At 62.3% G+C, this 17,062-nt stretch carries 17 protein-coding genes and 1 tRNA gene; 5 read left to right on the top strand and 13 right to left on the bottom strand.

Annotated elements, in window-relative coordinates; genetic code table 11:
- Nucleotides 1-60: 60 nt before the first annotated feature.
- The 4 genes from K3146_RS00685 to K3146_RS00670 are packed head-to-tail and all read right to left on the bottom strand — an operon-like array spanning nt 61 to nt 4,292.
- Nucleotides 61-1,116 (bottom strand): mechanosensitive ion channel family protein, encoded by a 1,056-nt coding sequence (locus K3146_RS00685; protein WP_221544296.1) that lies wholly within the window; start codon nt 1,114-1,116, stop codon nt 61-63.
- Nucleotides 1,117-1,118: 2 nt separating this feature from the next.
- Entirely contained in the window at nt 1,119-2,297 is a 1,179-nt protein-coding gene (metC, locus tag K3146_RS00680; protein ID WP_247710971.1) for a cystathionine beta-lyase, read from the bottom strand.
- 35 nt (nt 2,298-2,332) lie between these two features.
- Nucleotides 2,333-3,166 (bottom strand): sulfurtransferase, encoded by an 834-nt coding sequence (locus K3146_RS00675; RefSeq protein WP_221544294.1) that lies wholly within the window; start codon nt 3,164-3,166, stop codon nt 2,333-2,335.
- Between the two features lie 37 nt (nt 3,167-3,203).
- Nucleotides 3,204-4,292 (bottom strand): hypothetical protein, encoded by a 1,089-nt coding sequence (locus K3146_RS00670; protein ID WP_221544293.1) that lies wholly within the window; start codon nt 4,290-4,292, stop codon nt 3,204-3,206.
- Between the two features lie 104 nt (nt 4,293-4,396).
- Between K3146_RS00670 and queF the strand changes: the two genes are divergently transcribed.
- Both queF and K3146_RS00660 read left to right on the top strand, forming a co-directional pair.
- Complete coding sequence (queF, locus tag K3146_RS00665) at nt 4,397-4,855, top strand: preQ(1) synthase (protein ID WP_221544292.1); 459 nt, start codon at nt 4,397-4,399, stop codon at nt 4,853-4,855.
- Nucleotides 4,856-5,743: a DUF1499 domain-containing protein gene (locus tag K3146_RS00660; RefSeq protein WP_221544291.1), complete on the top strand. Its 888-nt coding sequence runs from the start codon at nt 4,856-4,858 to the stop codon at nt 5,741-5,743.
- 7 nt (nt 5,744-5,750) lie between these two features.
- On the opposite strand, the gene K3146_RS00655 is transcribed toward K3146_RS00660, so the two are convergent.
- Together K3146_RS00655 and K3146_RS00650 are read right to left on the bottom strand one after the other, a co-directional pair.
- Nucleotides 5,751-5,826: transfer RNA gene (locus K3146_RS00655), tRNA-Ala, on the bottom strand.
- 52 nt (nt 5,827-5,878) lie between these two features.
- Nucleotides 5,879-6,784, bottom strand: a complete 906-nt coding sequence (locus K3146_RS00650; RefSeq protein ID WP_425594587.1) for an ABC transporter permease — start codon at nt 6,782-6,784, stop codon at nt 5,879-5,881.
- Between the two features lie 74 nt (nt 6,785-6,858).
- On the opposite strand from K3146_RS00650, the gene K3146_RS00645 reads away from it, so the two are divergent.
- Together K3146_RS00645 and K3146_RS13595 are read left to right on the top strand one after the other, a co-directional pair.
- Nucleotides 6,859-7,530 (top strand): GcrA family cell cycle regulator, encoded by a 672-nt coding sequence (locus K3146_RS00645; RefSeq protein WP_221544290.1) that lies wholly within the window; start codon nt 6,859-6,861, stop codon nt 7,528-7,530.
- Between the two features lie 186 nt (nt 7,531-7,716).
- Nucleotides 7,717-8,898, top strand: coding sequence for a GGDEF domain-containing protein (locus tag K3146_RS13595; RefSeq protein ID WP_221544289.1), 1,182 nt, complete (start codon nt 7,717-7,719; stop codon nt 8,896-8,898).
- Here the strand turns inward: K3146_RS13595 and K3146_RS00635 are convergent.
- The 6 genes from K3146_RS00635 to K3146_RS00610 form a co-directional block, all read right to left on the bottom strand.
- Nucleotides 8,895-9,575 (bottom strand): spermidine synthase family protein, encoded by a 681-nt coding sequence (locus tag K3146_RS00635; RefSeq protein WP_221544288.1) that lies wholly within the window; start codon nt 9,573-9,575, stop codon nt 8,895-8,897. The genes K3146_RS13595 and K3146_RS00635 overlap by 4 nt on opposite strands.
- 69 nt (nt 9,576-9,644) lie before the next feature.
- On the bottom strand, nt 9,645-11,924 hold the full coding sequence (gene pnp / locus K3146_RS00630) for a polyribonucleotide nucleotidyltransferase (RefSeq protein WP_221544287.1): 2,280 nt from the start codon (nt 11,922-11,924) through the stop codon (nt 9,645-9,647).
- Nucleotides 11,925-12,100: 176 nt separating this feature from the next.
- Nucleotides 12,101-12,370, bottom strand: coding sequence for a 30S ribosomal protein S15 (rpsO, locus tag K3146_RS00625; protein WP_221544286.1), 270 nt, complete (start codon nt 12,368-12,370; stop codon nt 12,101-12,103).
- A 4-nt stretch (nt 12,371-12,374) separates the two neighbouring features.
- Nucleotides 12,375-13,376, bottom strand: a complete 1,002-nt coding sequence (gene truB, locus K3146_RS00620; RefSeq protein WP_221544285.1) for a tRNA pseudouridine(55) synthase TruB — start codon at nt 13,374-13,376, stop codon at nt 12,375-12,377.
- Entirely contained in the window at nt 13,373-14,062 is a 690-nt protein-coding gene (locus tag K3146_RS00615) for a site-2 protease family protein (protein ID WP_221544284.1), read from the bottom strand. Before K3146_RS00615 ends, truB begins: the two co-directional genes overlap by 4 nt.
- A gap of 39 nt (nt 14,063-14,101) precedes the next feature.
- Nucleotides 14,102-14,680: a thymidine kinase gene (locus K3146_RS00610; RefSeq protein WP_221544283.1), complete on the bottom strand. Its 579-nt coding sequence runs from the start codon at nt 14,678-14,680 to the stop codon at nt 14,102-14,104.
- Between the two features lie 101 nt (nt 14,681-14,781).
- On the opposite strand from K3146_RS00610, the gene K3146_RS00605 reads away from it, so the two are divergent.
- Entirely contained in the window at nt 14,782-16,416 is a 1,635-nt protein-coding gene (locus tag K3146_RS00605) for an AbgT family transporter (protein ID WP_221544282.1), read from the top strand.
- Nucleotides 16,417-16,450: 34 nt separating this feature from the next.
- On the opposite strand, the gene K3146_RS00600 is transcribed toward K3146_RS00605, so the two are convergent.
- Complete coding sequence (locus K3146_RS00600; RefSeq protein WP_221544281.1) at nt 16,451-16,978, bottom strand: retropepsin-like aspartic protease family protein; 528 nt, start codon at nt 16,976-16,978, stop codon at nt 16,451-16,453.
- Nucleotides 16,979-17,062: the final 84 nt, after the last annotated feature.

The following is a 17,062-nucleotide window of genomic DNA, read 5'->3' as shown; positions in this document are numbered from 1 at the left end:
CAGAATGCGTGTGCGGCGAGGAAGCGCAAATTTTGAAATCCACGCTGTGGGCGCATGAACCTATTCTTTTGTAACCTTCTCGGTCGCCATGGCCTCGAACCAGCGGTCGAGCTGGTCGGACGAGCGAATATGGATGTCGCGTTGCGGGAAGGGAATCTCGACGCCGTTCTCCTTGAACAGCCACCACAGCTTTTTCAGCACTGCGCTGCGCACATTGCCTACGCCGTCCTCGGGATCCTGTATCCAGCAATGGATCACGAAATTGACCGAGTTGTCGCCATATTCGCTCATCCAGACCGTCGGCGGCGGGGCCTTGAGGATGCGGTCGCAACTTCGCGCGGCTTCGAGCATGAGCTCTTCGGCCACCTTCATGTCGGCTTCGTAGCTGACGCCGACCGGCACCTGCATGCGCACGTTTTTCGACGAATAGGACCAGTTTTCGACCTGATTGATCATCAGGTTTTCGTTCGGAATGAGATACTCGCGCTGGTCGCGCGTGGTGACTGAGACTGCGCGCACGCCGATCTTGCGGATCTGTCCGAAAGTCTCGTTACCGGCGAGGTCGGCCACGGCGATCACGTCACCCGGCTTGATGGACTTGTCCATCAGCAGGATGATCCCGGCGATGAGGTTACCGAAAGTCTTCTGAAGACCGAAACCGATGGCGAGACCGAACGCGCCCGAGAAGACGGCCAGGGCGGTCAGGTCGATCCCGAGCAGATCGATTCCGAGGAAGAACGCTCCCGCCCAGATGATGATCGTGAGGATCTTCTCGGTCAGCAGTTGCTGGGTTTCGTCGAGCTTGGTGAAGCGTCGAACAATTCTGCGCGCCAGCTTGCTCAGGAACCATGCGAAGGCAAGGACACCCAGAACGACGACCGACACGACGAGAACGTCGAACAGGGAGACCCGCATGTCGCCCATTCCGACCGCCATGGAATCAAGTGTCTCGACCATCGAGCCGACGGTCTCGTTCTTGCCGCTAACCGCCTCCTTGATGCCTTCCGCGGCCGCGACCTGCGTTTCCTCGGGGGCAGCTTCGGCAAGGCTCCACGCCTGTTCGACCGGAGAGGCCTCCGGGCTTGGCGTATCGGTGGGTGTGGTTTCGCCTTGCACGTCTATCCCTGGTTCATTGCCGCGAAGGCCTGATCGAGATCGGCGATGAGATCGCCGCAATCTTCAAGGCCTATGGATAGGCGAATGGCGTAGCGATCCTCAACCCCCCAGCCGGCTTTTGGCCACGCCATTTTCGAACGAACCGGTTCGACATCGAAAGGCAATGCCAGGCTCTCAAAGCCGCCCCAACTGTAGCCAATTCCGAAGAGTTCGAGCGCATCGATCAGGCGGCAGCGCGCTGCATCATCGCGGCCGCTCATAACGAAGCTGAAAAGTCCGCAACCCCCTGTGAAATCGCGCGTCCACAAATCGTGACCGGGCGATCCCGGCAGCATCGGACACAGGACATGGGCGACTTCGTCCCTGTCCTCGAGCCAATGCGCGATGGCGAGAGCACTCTCAGTTTCCTGCTTCAGGCGCACGCCCATGGTCCTGAGGCCGCGCAGGGCCAGTGCAGCATCATCGGGCGAAACGACATGGCCAAGCTGCTGCGAGGTCTGGCGCAGCCTCCGATACCACCGCTCGCCCGCACTGGCGGCCCCCATCATCAGGTCCGAATGTCCGCCGACATGCTTGGTCAGCGCGGTAATGACAATGTCGCAGCCGTGCTTGATCGCAGCGAAGCCCAACGCTGTCGCCCAGGTATTGTCGATCAGGCTGACTGCGCCCTTGTCACGCGCAATCCCGGCGAGAGCGGGGATATCGCAGACTTCCATGGTCAGGCTCCCCGGACACTCGAGCATGACCGCCTTGGTCCGCTCGCAGAATGCCTCTTCGAATGCTCCGTGGTCGAGCGGATCGACGAAGCGATGCTCCACCCCGAAGCGCTTGAGCAAGCCCATCGCCGCATTGCGGGTGGGATCGTAGGCGTTATCGGTCACCAGCAGGACATCGCCCGCGCGCAGGACCGCCAGCAGGGCACCGACGATGGCTGCCACACCGCTGGGATAGAGGACTGTGCCCTCCGCTCCCGGTTCCAGCTCTGTCAGCGCTTCGGCGAGCGCCCACTGGGTCGGGGCGCCGCGCCGCCCGTAAAAGAAATTCCCGTCCTTGTTCAACTTGACGCCTTCCCGAAGGGCCGCGCAATCGGGATAGAGGTGCGTACTCGCCCGCCAAACCGGGGGATTGACCACGTGCTCCGCAAAATCGCCCGAGCGGCCGGACGTCACGAGCCGCGTCATCGGACTTTGCTTATCCTTGCCACCGCCCGCCACGGTCAGCGCGCCTCGCCCTGTTCCTTGGGCGTCGACGAATCCGCACCCCATTCGAGCCAGCTTCCATCGTAAAGCGCGGCATCGTTCTTGCCGATCAGAGCGAGCCCAAACAGCAGCACGGAGGCGGTCATGCCGCTATTGCAGCTGGTAATGATGGGACGATCGAGGTCCACGCCTGCAGCCTCGAACTCGGCGCGGATCGCGTCGGGCGTCTTGTATTCCCCGTTATCCTCCAGCAGCCGGGCAAAGTGCAGATTGCGCGCGCCGGGGATATGTCCTTCGGAACCGCTGCCTTCCTCGCCAGCGAAGCGCGCCGCGTCACGGGCATCGAAAACCTGAGCGTGCCGAGTGGAGCAGTTCTCGCGCATTTCCGACATGGTGCGCACCTCTCGCGTTGGCTCGGACCTGCCACGCGGGCGAGGTGCATGGACCACCTCGCGTTGCGACAGGCGACGGTCCTCCGCACGCCATTTGCCCAGCCCTCCGTCGAGAATGGCCACATCCTCCTCGCCGTAGTGATCGAGGATGAACCAGGCGCGCGCCGAGGTGCGGATGTCGCTATCGTCGTAAAGGATGATCCGGCTGCCCGACGCAATCCCGAGGGCGCTCATACGCTCGGCGAATTGCTCTGCTGTCGGGATTGCCTTGGGTACGTCCGACGCGCCATCGATAAAGCTTTCCAGATCGAGGAAGCGCGCCCCGGGAATATGGCCCACATCGAATTCCGCTTTCGCGTCGCGCCCACTATCGGGAAGGTGCATCGAAGCGTCGAGCACCACCAGATCATCTGCACCGAGCCTTGCGGCAAGCCAATCGGTCGAAACGAGTTTGTCCATCAACCGCTTGCTAGCTTGCCCCCGCCATGCTGTCGATTCAGTCTAGCGCGCGGGCTGCGATCGGTTCGTAGCTGCGCGGCCCTTCGTCGAGGCGGAAAGGCGTGACACGCCCTCCCGGCTGCGAGCCGAGGCCGACGACAAATGTCTTTACCAATGGCTCCAGGCTCGCGCCATCGACGCGCAGGCGCAGCAGCGGGACGAAAAGTGCCGCGCTGCCCTGCCGGATCGCATGGACCTGTGCCAGCGGAATGCTGAGCTGCCCATCGTAGCGTACGCTTTGGCCGGGGGCTATCCGGGCGAAGCTGTGCCGCCGCTCGAGCGGTTGCGTTGCGCTGGCGACCTGCTGATCCACCGGCACGCCGCCATGCGCCGAAACAATGTCCGCACCGACCGCGATGTCCGAGATCGCCGAACTCGACCGGTTCATCAGGGAGACGCGATAATGGAGCGTCGCATTCATCAGGGACCGGGTGAGCTTGATGGCTTCGGCCTGAATCTTGAGGGCGCCTGGAGCGATGGCCGTTGGTCCGCCGGACACGACAGGTCGCTCGATCTCGGGCGGTGGCATGTTCCGGCGGCGCTGCGACAAGAGATAGCCCAGACCTAACAAGGCCAGCAGGCCGCCTCCGATAGCGGGCCAGAGCCAATCGATCCCTTCATCGATGCCTGTCGCATCATCCTGTGCAGCGACGCTCGATGTCGGAGCGGGCAGGCTTGTCGGCTGTTCCGTGGGCGCGGGGGAAGGCACGATCGGGGCTATTTCGCCCGTTTCGAGTGGAAGGCGCGGTTCGGCAGTAGGAAGCGGGCTTGGCTGCCGACGTGGCGCAACCCTGGGCTGCAGCGAAGGCGCGGCAACCGTGGGGCCAGGAACCGAAGTCGGGCTTGAAGTCGGCAAGGGCTGAACACTCGGTTGGGCGGTCGGTGTCGGTGTTGGTGTTGGCGTAGCGATTACGCGCGGCGCGGCGGGGACATTGCTGCCTTCGACATCGACCGGACCTTGCGCATTCGGGCTCGCGGTGGGCGTCGGATTGGGCGGAAGCTGGAATTCCTGCGCGCTCTGGGCCGCAAGCGAGGCGGGCGCGGCGAGAACAAGCGCAAGAAGCGGGGTGCGGAATTGGCTAAACATGGTCGAAAAGGGGCCTGATCGGATCGGCGCGCTGAATAGGTACTGAAGAGCGCGCATCCAAGCCCCGCCTTGCGCTGCCGCTCCATTCGCGGCAGGAGCGCGGCATGAGCGACACAGTGACCCCCAAATTCCTGGGCGAGAACAGCCCGCTACCCGCATCGCCGGAAGAGGCCGAACTCGACTATGTGCCCAATCCGAGCAAGGGCCAGCTGTACATGGTCCGCTTTGCCGCGCCCGAATTCACCTCGCTTTGCCCGGTTACCGGCCAGCCCGATTTCGCGCATCTCGTGATCGACTATGCGCCCGGCGAGACAATCGTCGAATCGAAGAGCCTCAAGCTCTTCCTCGGCAGTTTCCGCAACCACTGCGGCTTCCACGAGGATGTCACCGTCGGCATCGGCCAGCGCCTGTTCGACGAAATGAAGCCGCGATGGCTGCGGATAGGCGGCTATTGGTATCCGCGGGGAGGCATCCCGATCGACGTCTTCTGGCAGAGCGGCGCCGCGCCTGAAGGCTTGTGGGTGCCCGATCAGGGTGTATCGTCATACAGAGGGAGAGGATGAATGAGCGACGTGGACAACCAGCCGGAGACGCCTGTCGAGCCCGCAGCCACGGCTGACAATACTCCCGCAGCAACCGACACACCCAAGCGTGTCTGGCGCAAGAGCCTGCCCAAGTGGTCGCTTTGGCTGTCGCTTGGCGTCCTTGCGTGGTTCGGACTGGCCGCTTTCGGGCCGAAAATCGGGATAATCCCGTGGCAAACCGGCCTGGGATTCATGATCCGCGATGCCGGGATCATCCTGATTGCGGTCGCGGTTCTGTTTTCGATCGTCGCCTTTCTGTTTGCATTCTTCAAGTCGCCGCGCGGGCCGTGGTGGAAGGCAGTGATCGCCTTCCTTATCCCGATCTTTCTGTTTCTCGGCCTGATGACCCTGAGGGCGCAGGCCGAAGCGGTCCCGCCGATCCATGACGTGGCCACCGATCTGCGCAATCCGCCAACCTATTCCGCCGAGACCATGGCCCTGCGCACCGAACTCGAGGCCAATCCGATCAATGATTACGGCACGCCGCTGGGCCAGCTGCCCATGTGGGCCGGTTCGCAGGACGAGGCACTCAAGGCCAAGAACCATGCCGACATCATTTCGGAAGCCTATCCCGACCTCCAGCCGATCATAATCGGCAATGCGAGCGACGATCAGGTTTTCGACGCGATCGTCGCCGCCATGGGTGAAATCGGCCTGCAGGATGTACGCCGGGTGGAAGGCTCGAACACCGTAGAAGGAGTAGCAGAGACCTTCGCCTTCGGGTTCAAGGATGATGTCGTGGCGCGTGTCGAGGATGGCCAGATCGACATTCGCTCGGTCAGCCGCGTCGGGGTTTCGGACCTTGGCTACAACGCTGACCGCGTCGAAGACCTGCGCGAAGCCATCGTCGATCGTCTCGACAATTAAGCAGTTCTGGTGGAGCCGAGCGGGATCGAACCGCTGACCTCGTCATTGCGAACGACGCGCTCTCCCAACTGAGCTACGGCCCCGATCCGGGATGACCGGGAAAATAGCGCATGCGCTCTTGCCGGGAAAGCGTTTCTAGCTGCGGATTTTCCAGCCGGAGGCGAGGATGCGATAGACGATAAATGCGAACACGATGTTGAACAGGCCGAGGCCGATCGCGCTCTGGACCAGCGCCTGGTTCGTATCGCCGATGTCGCTTTCGCCGAGGAAGCCGAAGCGAAAGCCGCTGATTACGTAGAAAAAGGGATTGGCGCGGCTGATTGCCTGGAAGGCGGGCGCAAGATTGTCGATCACGTAGAACGTGCCCGAAAGCAAGCTCAGCGGGGCGATCACGAAGTTGGAGACAGCCGCATTGTGATCGAACTTCTCCGCCCAGATCGAGGCGAGCAATCCCATCAGCGCCAGCATCGTCGCGCCCATCAGCCCGAACCATACGACCGCCCAGGGATGCGCCATCGCGAGATCGACCCCGGGGTAAAACAGCATAGCAAGCGCAACCGCACCACCCACCGCAATCGCGCGCGTAACTGCGGCGGCCACGATTCCCGTCATCAGCTCGCCGGTCGACAGCGGCGGCATGAGCAGGTCGATAATGGTCCCCTGGATCTTGCCGGACAGCAGCGAGAAGCTCGAATTGGCGAAGGCATTCTGCATCATGCCCATCACGATGAGGCCCGGCGCAACGAAAGTGGCGAAATTCACGCCCAGCACTTCGCGCCCCTCACGACCCAACGCGACGGTGAAGATCACCAGAAAGAGCAAAGTCGTGACTGCGGGCGCCCAGATCGTCTGCGTCTGGACCTTGAGAAAACGGCGAACCTCCTTAATATAGAGGCTCCATAATCCCACGCGGTTGATCCCGGTGATCACCGGCTGTCCGCGCTCCGGGAAACTGCCCCTCCCCTTACCCGTATTTTCGGTGAAAGAGGCATCTTCGCTGCTCTGCATGGGCACGGGAGCGGGTTGGACTTGATCGGCCATGGCGTCGCGCCTAGGGCCAAGCACTTCTGCTGGCAAGCATGGCCGGCGGAGACACGAAGGATATTGAGACGCGCATGGCCTGGACCGACGAACGGATCGCTACGCTGAAGAAAATGTGGGAAGGCGGCTCGACTGCCAGCCAGATTGCAGAAGAATTGGGCGGAGTGAGCCGCAATGCCGTAATTGGCAAGGCGCATCGCCTTGGCCTCAAGTCTCGCCCCTCGCCAGTGAAGGCTGCCGAGAAGAAGAAGTCCGCGCCCAAGCCCAAGCCCGCGGCGAAGCCAGCGGCGAAGAAGGCGGCTACGCGCCCTGCACCGGCTCCCGCACCGGCGAAGCCCGTGGCCAAGCCTGCTCCCAAAGCCGATTCGGCGATTCCCTCGCAGCCGTTGCCGAACCGCACGCCGGACCTACCCAAGATCGTCTCGGTCGGCCCGGGCGGCTTTTTGCGCCAGGGTCCTGGCGACCAGCAGCCACCGATCCCGCCCGCGCCACCGCGCCGCCTCGTTCCGGCCAAGCCGAGCCCCGAGATTGCCGACAAGACGAGCCTGCTCGACCTGTCCGACAAGGTCTGCCGCTGGCCGATGGGCCACCCGGGCGAACCCGATTTCCATTTCTGCGGCGAATCGGTGAACCCCGGCTTCCCCTATTGCGTCGAGCATTGCGGAAGGGCCTATCAGGCACAGCTGCCCCGTGGTGCGCGCCGTCCCCCTCCGCCCCTCCCGTTTGGCGGACCGCGCGTTCGCTGACGCTGAAGGATTTGGGAAAAAAGGGCTCGCGGGATCCGCGGGCCCTTTCCATTTCGGGTCTCCGCCCCGACAAATTCCAAAGGTTACCTGCCCGGTTACCCAATGCATTCACCAAGGCTACAGCCTGCCCGTTCAAAAGCAGCGTGCATGATTTCGCTAGGGTAGCGGCAGCAGGGAGGGTTCGCAGTGATTGACTGGTCCAGCGTCGCGCTCGGCGCCTTCTCGGGCATAGCTGCCGTGTTTGGCGTCACCGCCATCGCAATCTATCCCCTCGTGCGCCGGTCATACCTGCTCTGGGGGGTCGCGCGAGCGATCTTCTTCACCGCCATGGTCTTTGCGCTTTTCCCGCTCGAGATGGCGGACGGAACTCCCGAGCGCGACGACATGCTGATTCTCGCAGAGGCAGCGCTCGCCTTGGGCGCAGGCGCCACCGGCCCCTTCCTCGCCGACTATATCGAGCCGAAGATACGAATGGGTCGGGCACGCTCTTGGCTTTTCGCGATGCTACCGCTGGGTGTCTTTGCGGCGATCGGCAGCTGGATCGGGTATTATGCCGCGATCTTCAATCGGCTGCATGATCTTGCCCTCCTCACTTGCACGGTCTTGCTCGCGGCCGGCCTCTATCAGGCGATCAAGGCTGGTAGCCGCGCGGCTCGATTCCAAATCTTTGGCTGGGGGCCGCTGATCGCGATCGGCCTCGTGGCCTTCAGCTACGAGCTGATCTTGGCCCAGGACCTGCCCTACTGGCCTTACATACTGCTCGCCGGGCTCGCGGTGGATTTCGTCGTAACCGCCACCGGCATCGTCGATGGCTTCGTCGTGGTCCAGCACGAGCGCGACCGTGCACTTGCGAATATCGAGGCGGCGAAGCTCATGACGGTTACGGATTCGCTGACGGACATTGCCAACCGGCGCGGACTCGAACAGCATTTTTCGGACCCGGTACGGCGCAGGCCGACCGGACTGGCTCTCGTAGACTGCGATCACTTCAAGCGGATCAACGACCAGTTCGGGCACGACGTGGGCGACAAGGTATTGTGCGCGGTTGCACGCGGCTTGGAAGGCGACCACATCTTCGCAGCGCGGCTTGGCGGAGAGGAATTCGTGCTGCTGCTCTACAGCAAGAACTGGCAGGAAGCGGCGGAGAACGCGCGCCGCCGCATCACGCAGGCGGTGCGCGATGCCGTACCGGAGCTACCTTATCCGATCACCGCGAGCGCAGGTCTGGCGGCTCTTGAAGCCACCGACTCGCTCGCATCGGTCATGAAACGCGCAGACCGCGCGCTTTACGCCGCGAAGGAAGCAGGCCGAAATCGAAGCCTGTCGCTGACCGAATTCCGCCCGGCGGGATCGCTAAAACTGGCCTAGCGCTTGCGGGCAAACCAGATGGTGTGGCGCGGCCCCTTGTTGTTGGGCCGAGCGCGCACGGTGCGTTCTTCCACGTCGAACCCGGCTTCTTTAAGCCGGATGCGGAAACGATGATCGGGCGCCGCTGACCAGACCGCTAGCACCCCACCCGGTCTCAATGCATCACGTGCCTTGCCGAGGCCGGTCTTGGAATAGAGCCGTTCGTTGCCGTCGCGCACTATGCCATCGGGACCATTGTCGACGTCGAGCAGGATCGCGTCCCACTTGTCACAGGTGCCGTCATTGGCATCGTCGATCAGCGCAGCCACGTCGCACAGCACCACTTCCCCGCGCGGGTCCTGGAGTGTGTCGCCTGTCAGGTGCGCAAGTGGCCCTTCAGCCCATTCGAGGATCTCGGGCACGACTTCGGCCACAACGATTTCGGCTTTCACGCCGCCCTTTTCGAGCGCCTTTCTGAACGTGAAGCCCATGCCATAGCCGCCAATCAGCACTCGCGGCGCAGAAGTACGCAATTCGGCCAATGTAAGTTCGGCAAGCTGTTCCTCGCTGAACTGCATGCGCGTTCCCATCAGCTCGTTGCGGCCAAGCATGATGATGAAATCGCGCCCGTGGCTGACCAGCGTCAGCGTGTCGCCTCCGGGGATTTGGGCAGTGGCTAGTTCTTCGCGCGGGAGCATGGGTGCGTCCTAGATACGAAAAGGGCCGCCCTGTCGAGCGGCCCTTTCCTGATTTGGCTTTGAAGAAGCTTAGTCCTTCAGGAAGTCCGGAACGTGGGCTTCACCGCCCCCGTCCTTCTTGCCGCCGCCGTCACGGTCACGACGCGGACCACGACCTCCACGGTCGCCGCCACGGCCACCGCGACGGTCGCCGCCGCCACGCGGGCCACGGTCACCGCGCGGTTCGCGCGGCGGACGGGTGTCTTCCAGCTCTTCGCCGGTTTCCTGGTCGACCACGCGCATCGACAGGCGGACCTTGCCGCGCTGGTCGATCTCGAGGACCTTGACCTTCACTTCCTGGCCTTCCGACACGACGTCGGTGGGCTTTTCGACGCGCTCGTTCTTCATTTCGCTGACGTGGACGAGACCGTCCTTGCCGCCCATGAAGTTCACGAATGCGCCGAAGTCGACGATGTTGACGACCTTGCCGGTGTAGATTTTGCCGACTTCCGCCTCTTCGACGATGCCTTCGATCCACTTCTTCGCGGCTTCGATTTCATCGGCGTTCGACGAGCTGATCTTGATTACGCCTTCGTCGTCAATGTCGACCTTCGCACCGGTTTCGGCGACGATCTCGCGGATCACCTTGCCGCCCGTGCCGATGACGTCGCGGATCTTCGACTTGTCGATCTGCATGGTCTCGATGCGCGGAGCGTGCTTGGAGACGCCCGTACGCGACGTCGACAGCGCCTTGGCCATCTCGCCGAGGATGTGCTGGCGACCGGCTTTCGCCTGTTCCAGCGCCTTGGCCATGATTTCCTGCGTGATGCCGGCAACCTTGATGTCCATCTGCATGGTGGTGATACCAGCTTCCGAACCGGCGACCTTGAAGTCCATGTCGCCGAGGTGATCTTCGTCACCCAGGATGTCCGACAGGACTGCGAAGTCGTCGCCTTCGAGGATAAGGCCCATGGCGATGCCGGAGACCGGACGCTCGATCGGAACGCCTGCATCCATCATCGACAGACAGCCGCCGCACACGGTCGCCATCGAGCTCGAGCCGTTGGACTCGGTGATGTCCGACAGAACGCGGATCGTGTAGGGGAAATCCTCGTGGTCGGGCAGAACGGGGTGCAGAGCGCGCCATGCGAGCTTGCCGTGACCCGTTTCGCGGCGACCGGTGAAACCGAAGCGGCCGACTTCGCCGACCGAATACGGCGGGAAGTTGTAGTGCAGCATGAAGTGGTTGTAGGAGAGACCCTCCAGACCATCGATCATCTGCTCGGCATCCTTGGTGCCCAGCGTGGTGGTGCAGATCGCCTGCGTTTCACCGCGGGTGAACAGCGCCGAACCGTGCGTACGCGGAAGCAGGCCGACCATCGCCTCGATCGGGCGGACCTGGTCGAGCTTGCGGCCGTCGATGCGGGTGCCGTCCTTGATGATGGCGCCGCGAACGATTTCCGCTTCGAGCTTCTTCACCGCCTTGTTGGCGACGAGCTGCGTCTGCGCTTCTTCGTCAGCGAAGGCTTCCTTGCCCTTTGCACGTGCTGCGTTGAGCGCGTCCGAGCGGGCCGACTTGTCGGTCAGCTTGTAGGCAGCGGCGATATCGTCGCCGATGATGCCGCGAAGCTTTTCCTTGATCGCCGAGGTATCGTCCGAAGTGTCGATTTCCCACGGATCCTTGGCAGCCTGTTCAGCCAGATCGATGATCGCACCGATGACCTTGCGGCTTTCCTCATGCGCGAACATGACGGCGCCGAGCATTTCCTCTTCGGTCAGCTCCTTGGCTTCGGATTCGACCATCATCACCGCGTCCTGCGTCGCGGCGACGACGAGGTCGAGACGACCTTCTTCGTCGAGCGCGGTCGCGAGGCTCGGGTTGAGTTCGTATTCGCCATTGCGGAAGCCGACGCGTGCAGCGCCGATCGGGCCCATGAAGGGAACACCCGAAATGGTGAGTGCAGCCGAAGCGGCGATCATGGCAACGATATCGGGTTCGGTCTCGCCATCAAACGAGAGAACCTGGCAGATGACGTTGATTTCGTTGTAGAAGCCTTCGGGGAAGAGCGGACGCACGGGGCGGTCGATCAGGCGCGAAGTCAGCGTTTCCTTCTCCGTGGCGCGGCCTTCGCGCTTGAAGAAGCCGCCCGGGATTCGGCCCGCGGCGGAGAATTTTTCCTGGTAGTGAACGGTGAGCGGGAAGAAGTCCTGGCCTTCCTTGACGCTCTTGGCGGCGGTCACGGCGCACAGCACCACGGTTTCGCCATAGGTGGCCAGCACGGCGCCGTCAGCCTGACGGGCGATCTGACCGGTTTCGAGAGTGAGGGTTTTTCCGCCCCATTCAATCGATACGGTTTTCTTGTCGAACATGTATTTTCCTTGATGACCCGCACGGCCTCATTGCGGTGCGGGGCCTACAGTGCCGGGTGTACCGTCCCGGTCCGGTTCGAGGCATTCCATCTGCCCCATTGATACTCCCGCACCGAATTGCGCAGGAGGCCAAATAGCAAGAGGGGCGACCTCTTGGCCGCCCCTCCGAGAAACTCTTACTTACGAAGACCCAGCTTCGCGATCAGGGCGTTGTAGCGCTCCACATCCTTCTTCTTGAGATAGGCGAGGAGGTTACGGCGCTTGTTGACCATCATGAGCAGACCACGACGCGAGTGGTTGTCCTTGTGATTGGCCTTGAAGTGGTCGGTGAGGTTGCGAATACGCTCGGTGAGGATGGCAACCTGGACTTCCGGCGAACCGGTATCGCCCTTGCTCTGGGCGTTGTCCTTCATGATTTCAGCTTTACGCTCGGTGGTGACCGACATGTATTTACTCCGCGACATCCGGTAGGTTGAAACCCCGCACGACCTTGGCCGAGCCACCTTCGAGTTCCATCAATGCCACCGGGGTGTTTCCCAGCTTGGCCAGATGAAGCCCGTCAGGTTGGGGCAGGTCCGACAACACCCGGCCCTGGCGGACCGCCTGCGCGCTGTCGGGTTCGAGGTTGAGGACCGGGATGTCGTCCAGTCCGGCCTCTAGCGGCAGGAGAAGGTTTTCAATGGCCGCGCCCTTAGCGATTTCCTCGCACTTGTCCAGCGAAATCGCCCGAGTTTCGAGGAAGGGGCCGGCCTTGATGCGCCTGAGATAGGTCACATGCCCCAGCGTTCCAAGCGCGCGTGCGACATCCCGTGCAAGCGAGCGGATGTATGTGCCTTTGGACACATGGGCGACAAGGGTCACGGCCTCGGCCAGCTCAAGCGGGGCTTGGGGATCGTAAGGGTCGGGCCGCCCGGCAGTTGTGGCGAAGGCGGAGCGCAACTCCATGTCCTCGCGTTCCCCTGCAAAGCCAAGTGAGTGAATGGTCACCGCCCGCGTCTTCATCTCCACCTCTTCGCCCGCCCGCGCGCGATCATAGGCGCGTTTCCCGTCTACCTTGATCGCCGAATAGGCTGGCGGTGCCTGCTCGATGTCGCCAGTGAAATGCTCAAGCACCGCAGCAATAGCCGCCATAGGCGGGCGGCGATCGGTGCGCTGGATTACCTCGCCCTCGGTATCGAGCGTGTCGGTTTCCTCGCCGAACTGGATCGTGAATTCGTAGATCTTGTCGGAATCGAGCATCCGGCCCGCCAGCTTGGTCGCCTCACCCAGCGCGATCGGAAGCACGCCCTCGGCCAGCGGATCGAGCGTGCCGCCATGTCCGACCTTGGTCTTCTGATAGCCGCCCTGCCGCAGCACGCGCTTGACCATGCCGACCGCCTGCGTCGAGCCCAGTCCCCGCGGCTTGTCGAGCAGCAGCCAGCCGTGCGGCGCGGGTTTCGGGCCCTCGCTCATGCGAACAGGCGCGCAATAGTGTCTGACAGGCTGTAGAATATTTCCGTTAGCCAGGAGACAGCCGGATAAACCGTGTTCTGGATCCATTGTGCGTCGGGAAAGGCCCAGGTCGCCGCGATCAGAACGAACAGCAACAGCATCCCCATTGCCTGAAGCTTCTGCCAGTGTTTCGCCCAGCGCCTCGGCATCAAGCCACCCACGATATGCGATCCGTCGAAGGGCGGGATCGGCAGCATGTTGAACAGCGCCAGGAAGGCGTTGATCAGGATGAAGTAGAGAAAGGCGGTCGAAAGCCAGTCCGGCATCCCCGCGCCCCAGTTTGTCGCAAGTCCGGCCATCAGTCCGAAAATCACGGCTCCGACCAGCGAGAGCAATATGTTCATGCCTGGACCCGCCGCCGCGACCGCCATCATGCCATAACGCGGATTATCGAGGCGGTGCTGGTTCACAGGCACGGGTTTGGCCCATCCGAACACCGGGCCGCCCATGAGCGCCAGCGCCCCGGGTACCAGCAGCGTGCCGACCGGGTCGACGTGCTTGATCGGGTTGAAGGTCAGGCGACCAAGATCTCTTGCCGTGGTGTCGCCAAGGGCCAATGCGGTCCATCCATGTGCCACTTCGTGAAAAACGATAGCGACGATCAGGCACGGAATGAGGATCAGCGCGAGAGTTAGTGTGTCGAGCATGACGCGCTATGTAGGTAGGCGAAAGGGTATGCGCATCCTCTATCCGTCCAACGCCTCGCAAAAATGCTTGCGGCACATGGCAACATAACGGTCGTTACCGCCGATCTCTGTCTGCGCGCCTTCGGCCACCGCTTTGCCATTTTCATCGACGCGCAGGTTCATCGTCGCCTTGCGCCCGCAATCGCAGACCGCCTTCATCTCGACCAGCGCATCGGCAATGCCAAGTAGGGCAGCCGAGCCGGGGAAGAGCTCGCCCTGGAAGTCCGTTCTCAGGCCATAGCAAAGTACCGGGATGCCCGCCTTGTCCGCCAGGCGGGCAAGCTGCCAAACCTGCTCCTTGGTCAGGAACTGCGCTTCGTCCACGAGCACGCACGCAAGCGGCTTCTCATGGTGTTCTTCGAGAACACGCGCCTCGATATCGGTATCGGGCTCGTAGCGATGCGCGTCGCTGGCCAGCCCGATCCTGCTGGAGATCGCTCCGAAGCCTGGCCGATCGTCGAGTGCGGCGGTCCAGAGCGAAACGGTCATGCCACGCTCGCCATAGTTGAAAGCGGTCTGCAGCAGCGTCGAGCTCTTCCCCGCATTCATGCTCGCAAAATAGAAATAGAGCTTGGCCATCGCGAAGGCCTAGCCTGCTGCGCCCGGGCTGTTAAGGAGGGCGTCAGACTGGATTGGGGATGACACCCGATCTTACGGAAAATGAACAACAGGGACGAGTGATGGCTGAAGCGAACACGGCAGCAAGTACGCAGACCGGAATTCTTGGATGGGTCGAGCGAACGGGTAACAAGCTTCCCGATCCCGTATTCATTTTCTTCTACCTCATCATCGCGCTGGTAATCGTGTCAATCATCGCGGCCATGACCGGGCTCTCTGCCCAGCATCCTACCGCCGTTGACGAAGCGACCGGCGGAGCGCTGGTGATCGAGGCCGTCAGCCTGCTGTCACCTGAGAATATCCAACGGCTCTGGGTCGAAATGCCCAAGACTTTCACTCACTTCCATCCGCTCGGCTATGTGCTGGTCGTGATGCTGGGTGCGGGCGTTGCCGAACGTTCTGGCTTCTTCGCTGCCGGCATGTCCAAGGCTGTGAAGTCCGCACCCAAGGCCCTGCTAACCCCTGTGGTGGCGCTGGTCGCCATGATCGGCAACCACGCGGCCGATGCGGGCTACGTCGTGCTGATTCCGCTCGCAGGGATCCTCTTTGCCGCTGCAGGTCGCCACCCGCTTGCGGGTATTGCGGCAGCCTTTGCAGGTGTGTCGGGTGGTTTCTCGGCCAATATCTCGCCCGGCCAGCTCGATGCGCTGCTTTTCGGCATTACCGAGGAAGCCGTCGGTGCCAGCGCGCTCGACCCAACCTGGACCGCCAATATCGCGGGCAACTGGTACTTCATCACGGCCATGACCGTGCTGTTCCTGCCGATCATCTGGTACGTGACCGACAAGGTGATCGAACCCCGCCTCGGCCCTTGGAAAGGCGGCGCAACGGCAGGTGCTGCCGATGGCGATACGCCCGAAGCACAAGATGACGCCACAGCCAGCAAGGGTCTGCGCGCAGCCGGTCTTGCTGCACTTCTCGTAATCGGCCTGTGGGCTTTGATGGTCTTCGCACCGGGCACACCGCTCATCGACGAAGCGGCCTGCGAGGCCATTCCGGCGGGTGACTGTTCGATCCACACCGAGCTGCGCCCGCTTTACCAGTCGCTGGTCGCAGCGTTCTTCCTGCTCTTCCTGCTGACCGGCTGGGCCTATGGCCGTGCCGCCGGAACGATCAAGGATCACCGTGACCTCGTGAACATGATGGCCGAGAGCATGAAGGACATGGGCTATTACCTCGTCCTCGCCTTCGCTGCCGCGCATTTCGTGGCGATGTTTGGCTGGTCGAACCTCGGCCTTATCACCGCCGTCCATGGCGCAGCAGGTATCGAGAGCACCGGCCTGCCACTACCAATCGTTCTTGGCCTGATGGTGTTGTTCGCTGGCCTGCTGAACCTCTTCGTAGGCTCGGCGAGCGCCAAGTGGGCGCTGCTCGCCCCGATCCTCGTGCCGATGCTCATGCTGCTCGGCATCAGCCCCGAAGGCGCGACCGCCGCCTATCGCGTCGGCGATAGCGCGACCAATATCATCACGCCGCTGATGGTCTATTTCCCGCTGATCCTGGTGTTCGCCCAGCGCTGGCAAAAGGACTTCGGCCTCGGCAGCCTGACCGCGATGATGCTGCCCTATTCGGTATGGCTGCTCGTCTCCGGTACGCTGCTGATCGTGCTGTGGTTCTACCTCGGTATCCCGCTCGGGCCGGATGCGCCAGTGGGCTATTCGCTTCCTGCCGCGGTCGAGCCAATGACGGCAAGCTGATCGCATCGAGCCGATCGTGATGATCGGCCCGGGTTTAGTCCAGGCGCAAATAGAGCGTACTGTTGCCCACGTCGATGACGCCATCATGGCGGCTCAAGAGGTCCTGCCCAACGATCCCTTGAATTTCGCGCCCGGACATTCTGCCCAGAGTTTCCAGGGCGGGACCGACATTGCCCACCATCACGAAGTTTGTCGGCAGTTCGCTGCCGGAGATCGAGAGACTGCGCACCTCCGCCCGTCGCATGGCTGTGTGACCGGTCGCACCTGCGATCTTGTCATGTCCGTCAACGCCTTCGGGCGTCAGATAATACCGCGCCGCCCATTGTTCATCGATGATGGTTCCCTGGGCTCCTGAGTCGAGCAGGAATGTCCCGGAGACTCCATTGACCTCGACCGGCACGATCTCATGTCCAGTCGGGAGCTTCTCAAGCGGGATCGAAACGTAACCCTCTTCCGATAATGCCGCGGCGAGATCGAACTCGCCCGCGCTTGCCGACATATGCCCGCAGCCCGCCAGCAACACTGCAGCAGCAAGTCCTGAACACATCCAGATCTTATTCATCTTAGCGCCTCCTTTTGAATTGGGGTGCCGTAGATCGGATGGACTATCGCGTCTCGAAGCAATCCATGAACGACTGTGATCGTC

Origin of the sequence: Qipengyuania vesicularis (genome assembly GCF_019711415.1) — a bacterium.
GTDB lineage: Bacteria > Pseudomonadota > Alphaproteobacteria > Sphingomonadales > Sphingomonadaceae > Qipengyuania > Qipengyuania vesicularis.
This window is presented reverse-complemented; position numbering and strand designations above follow the sequence as displayed.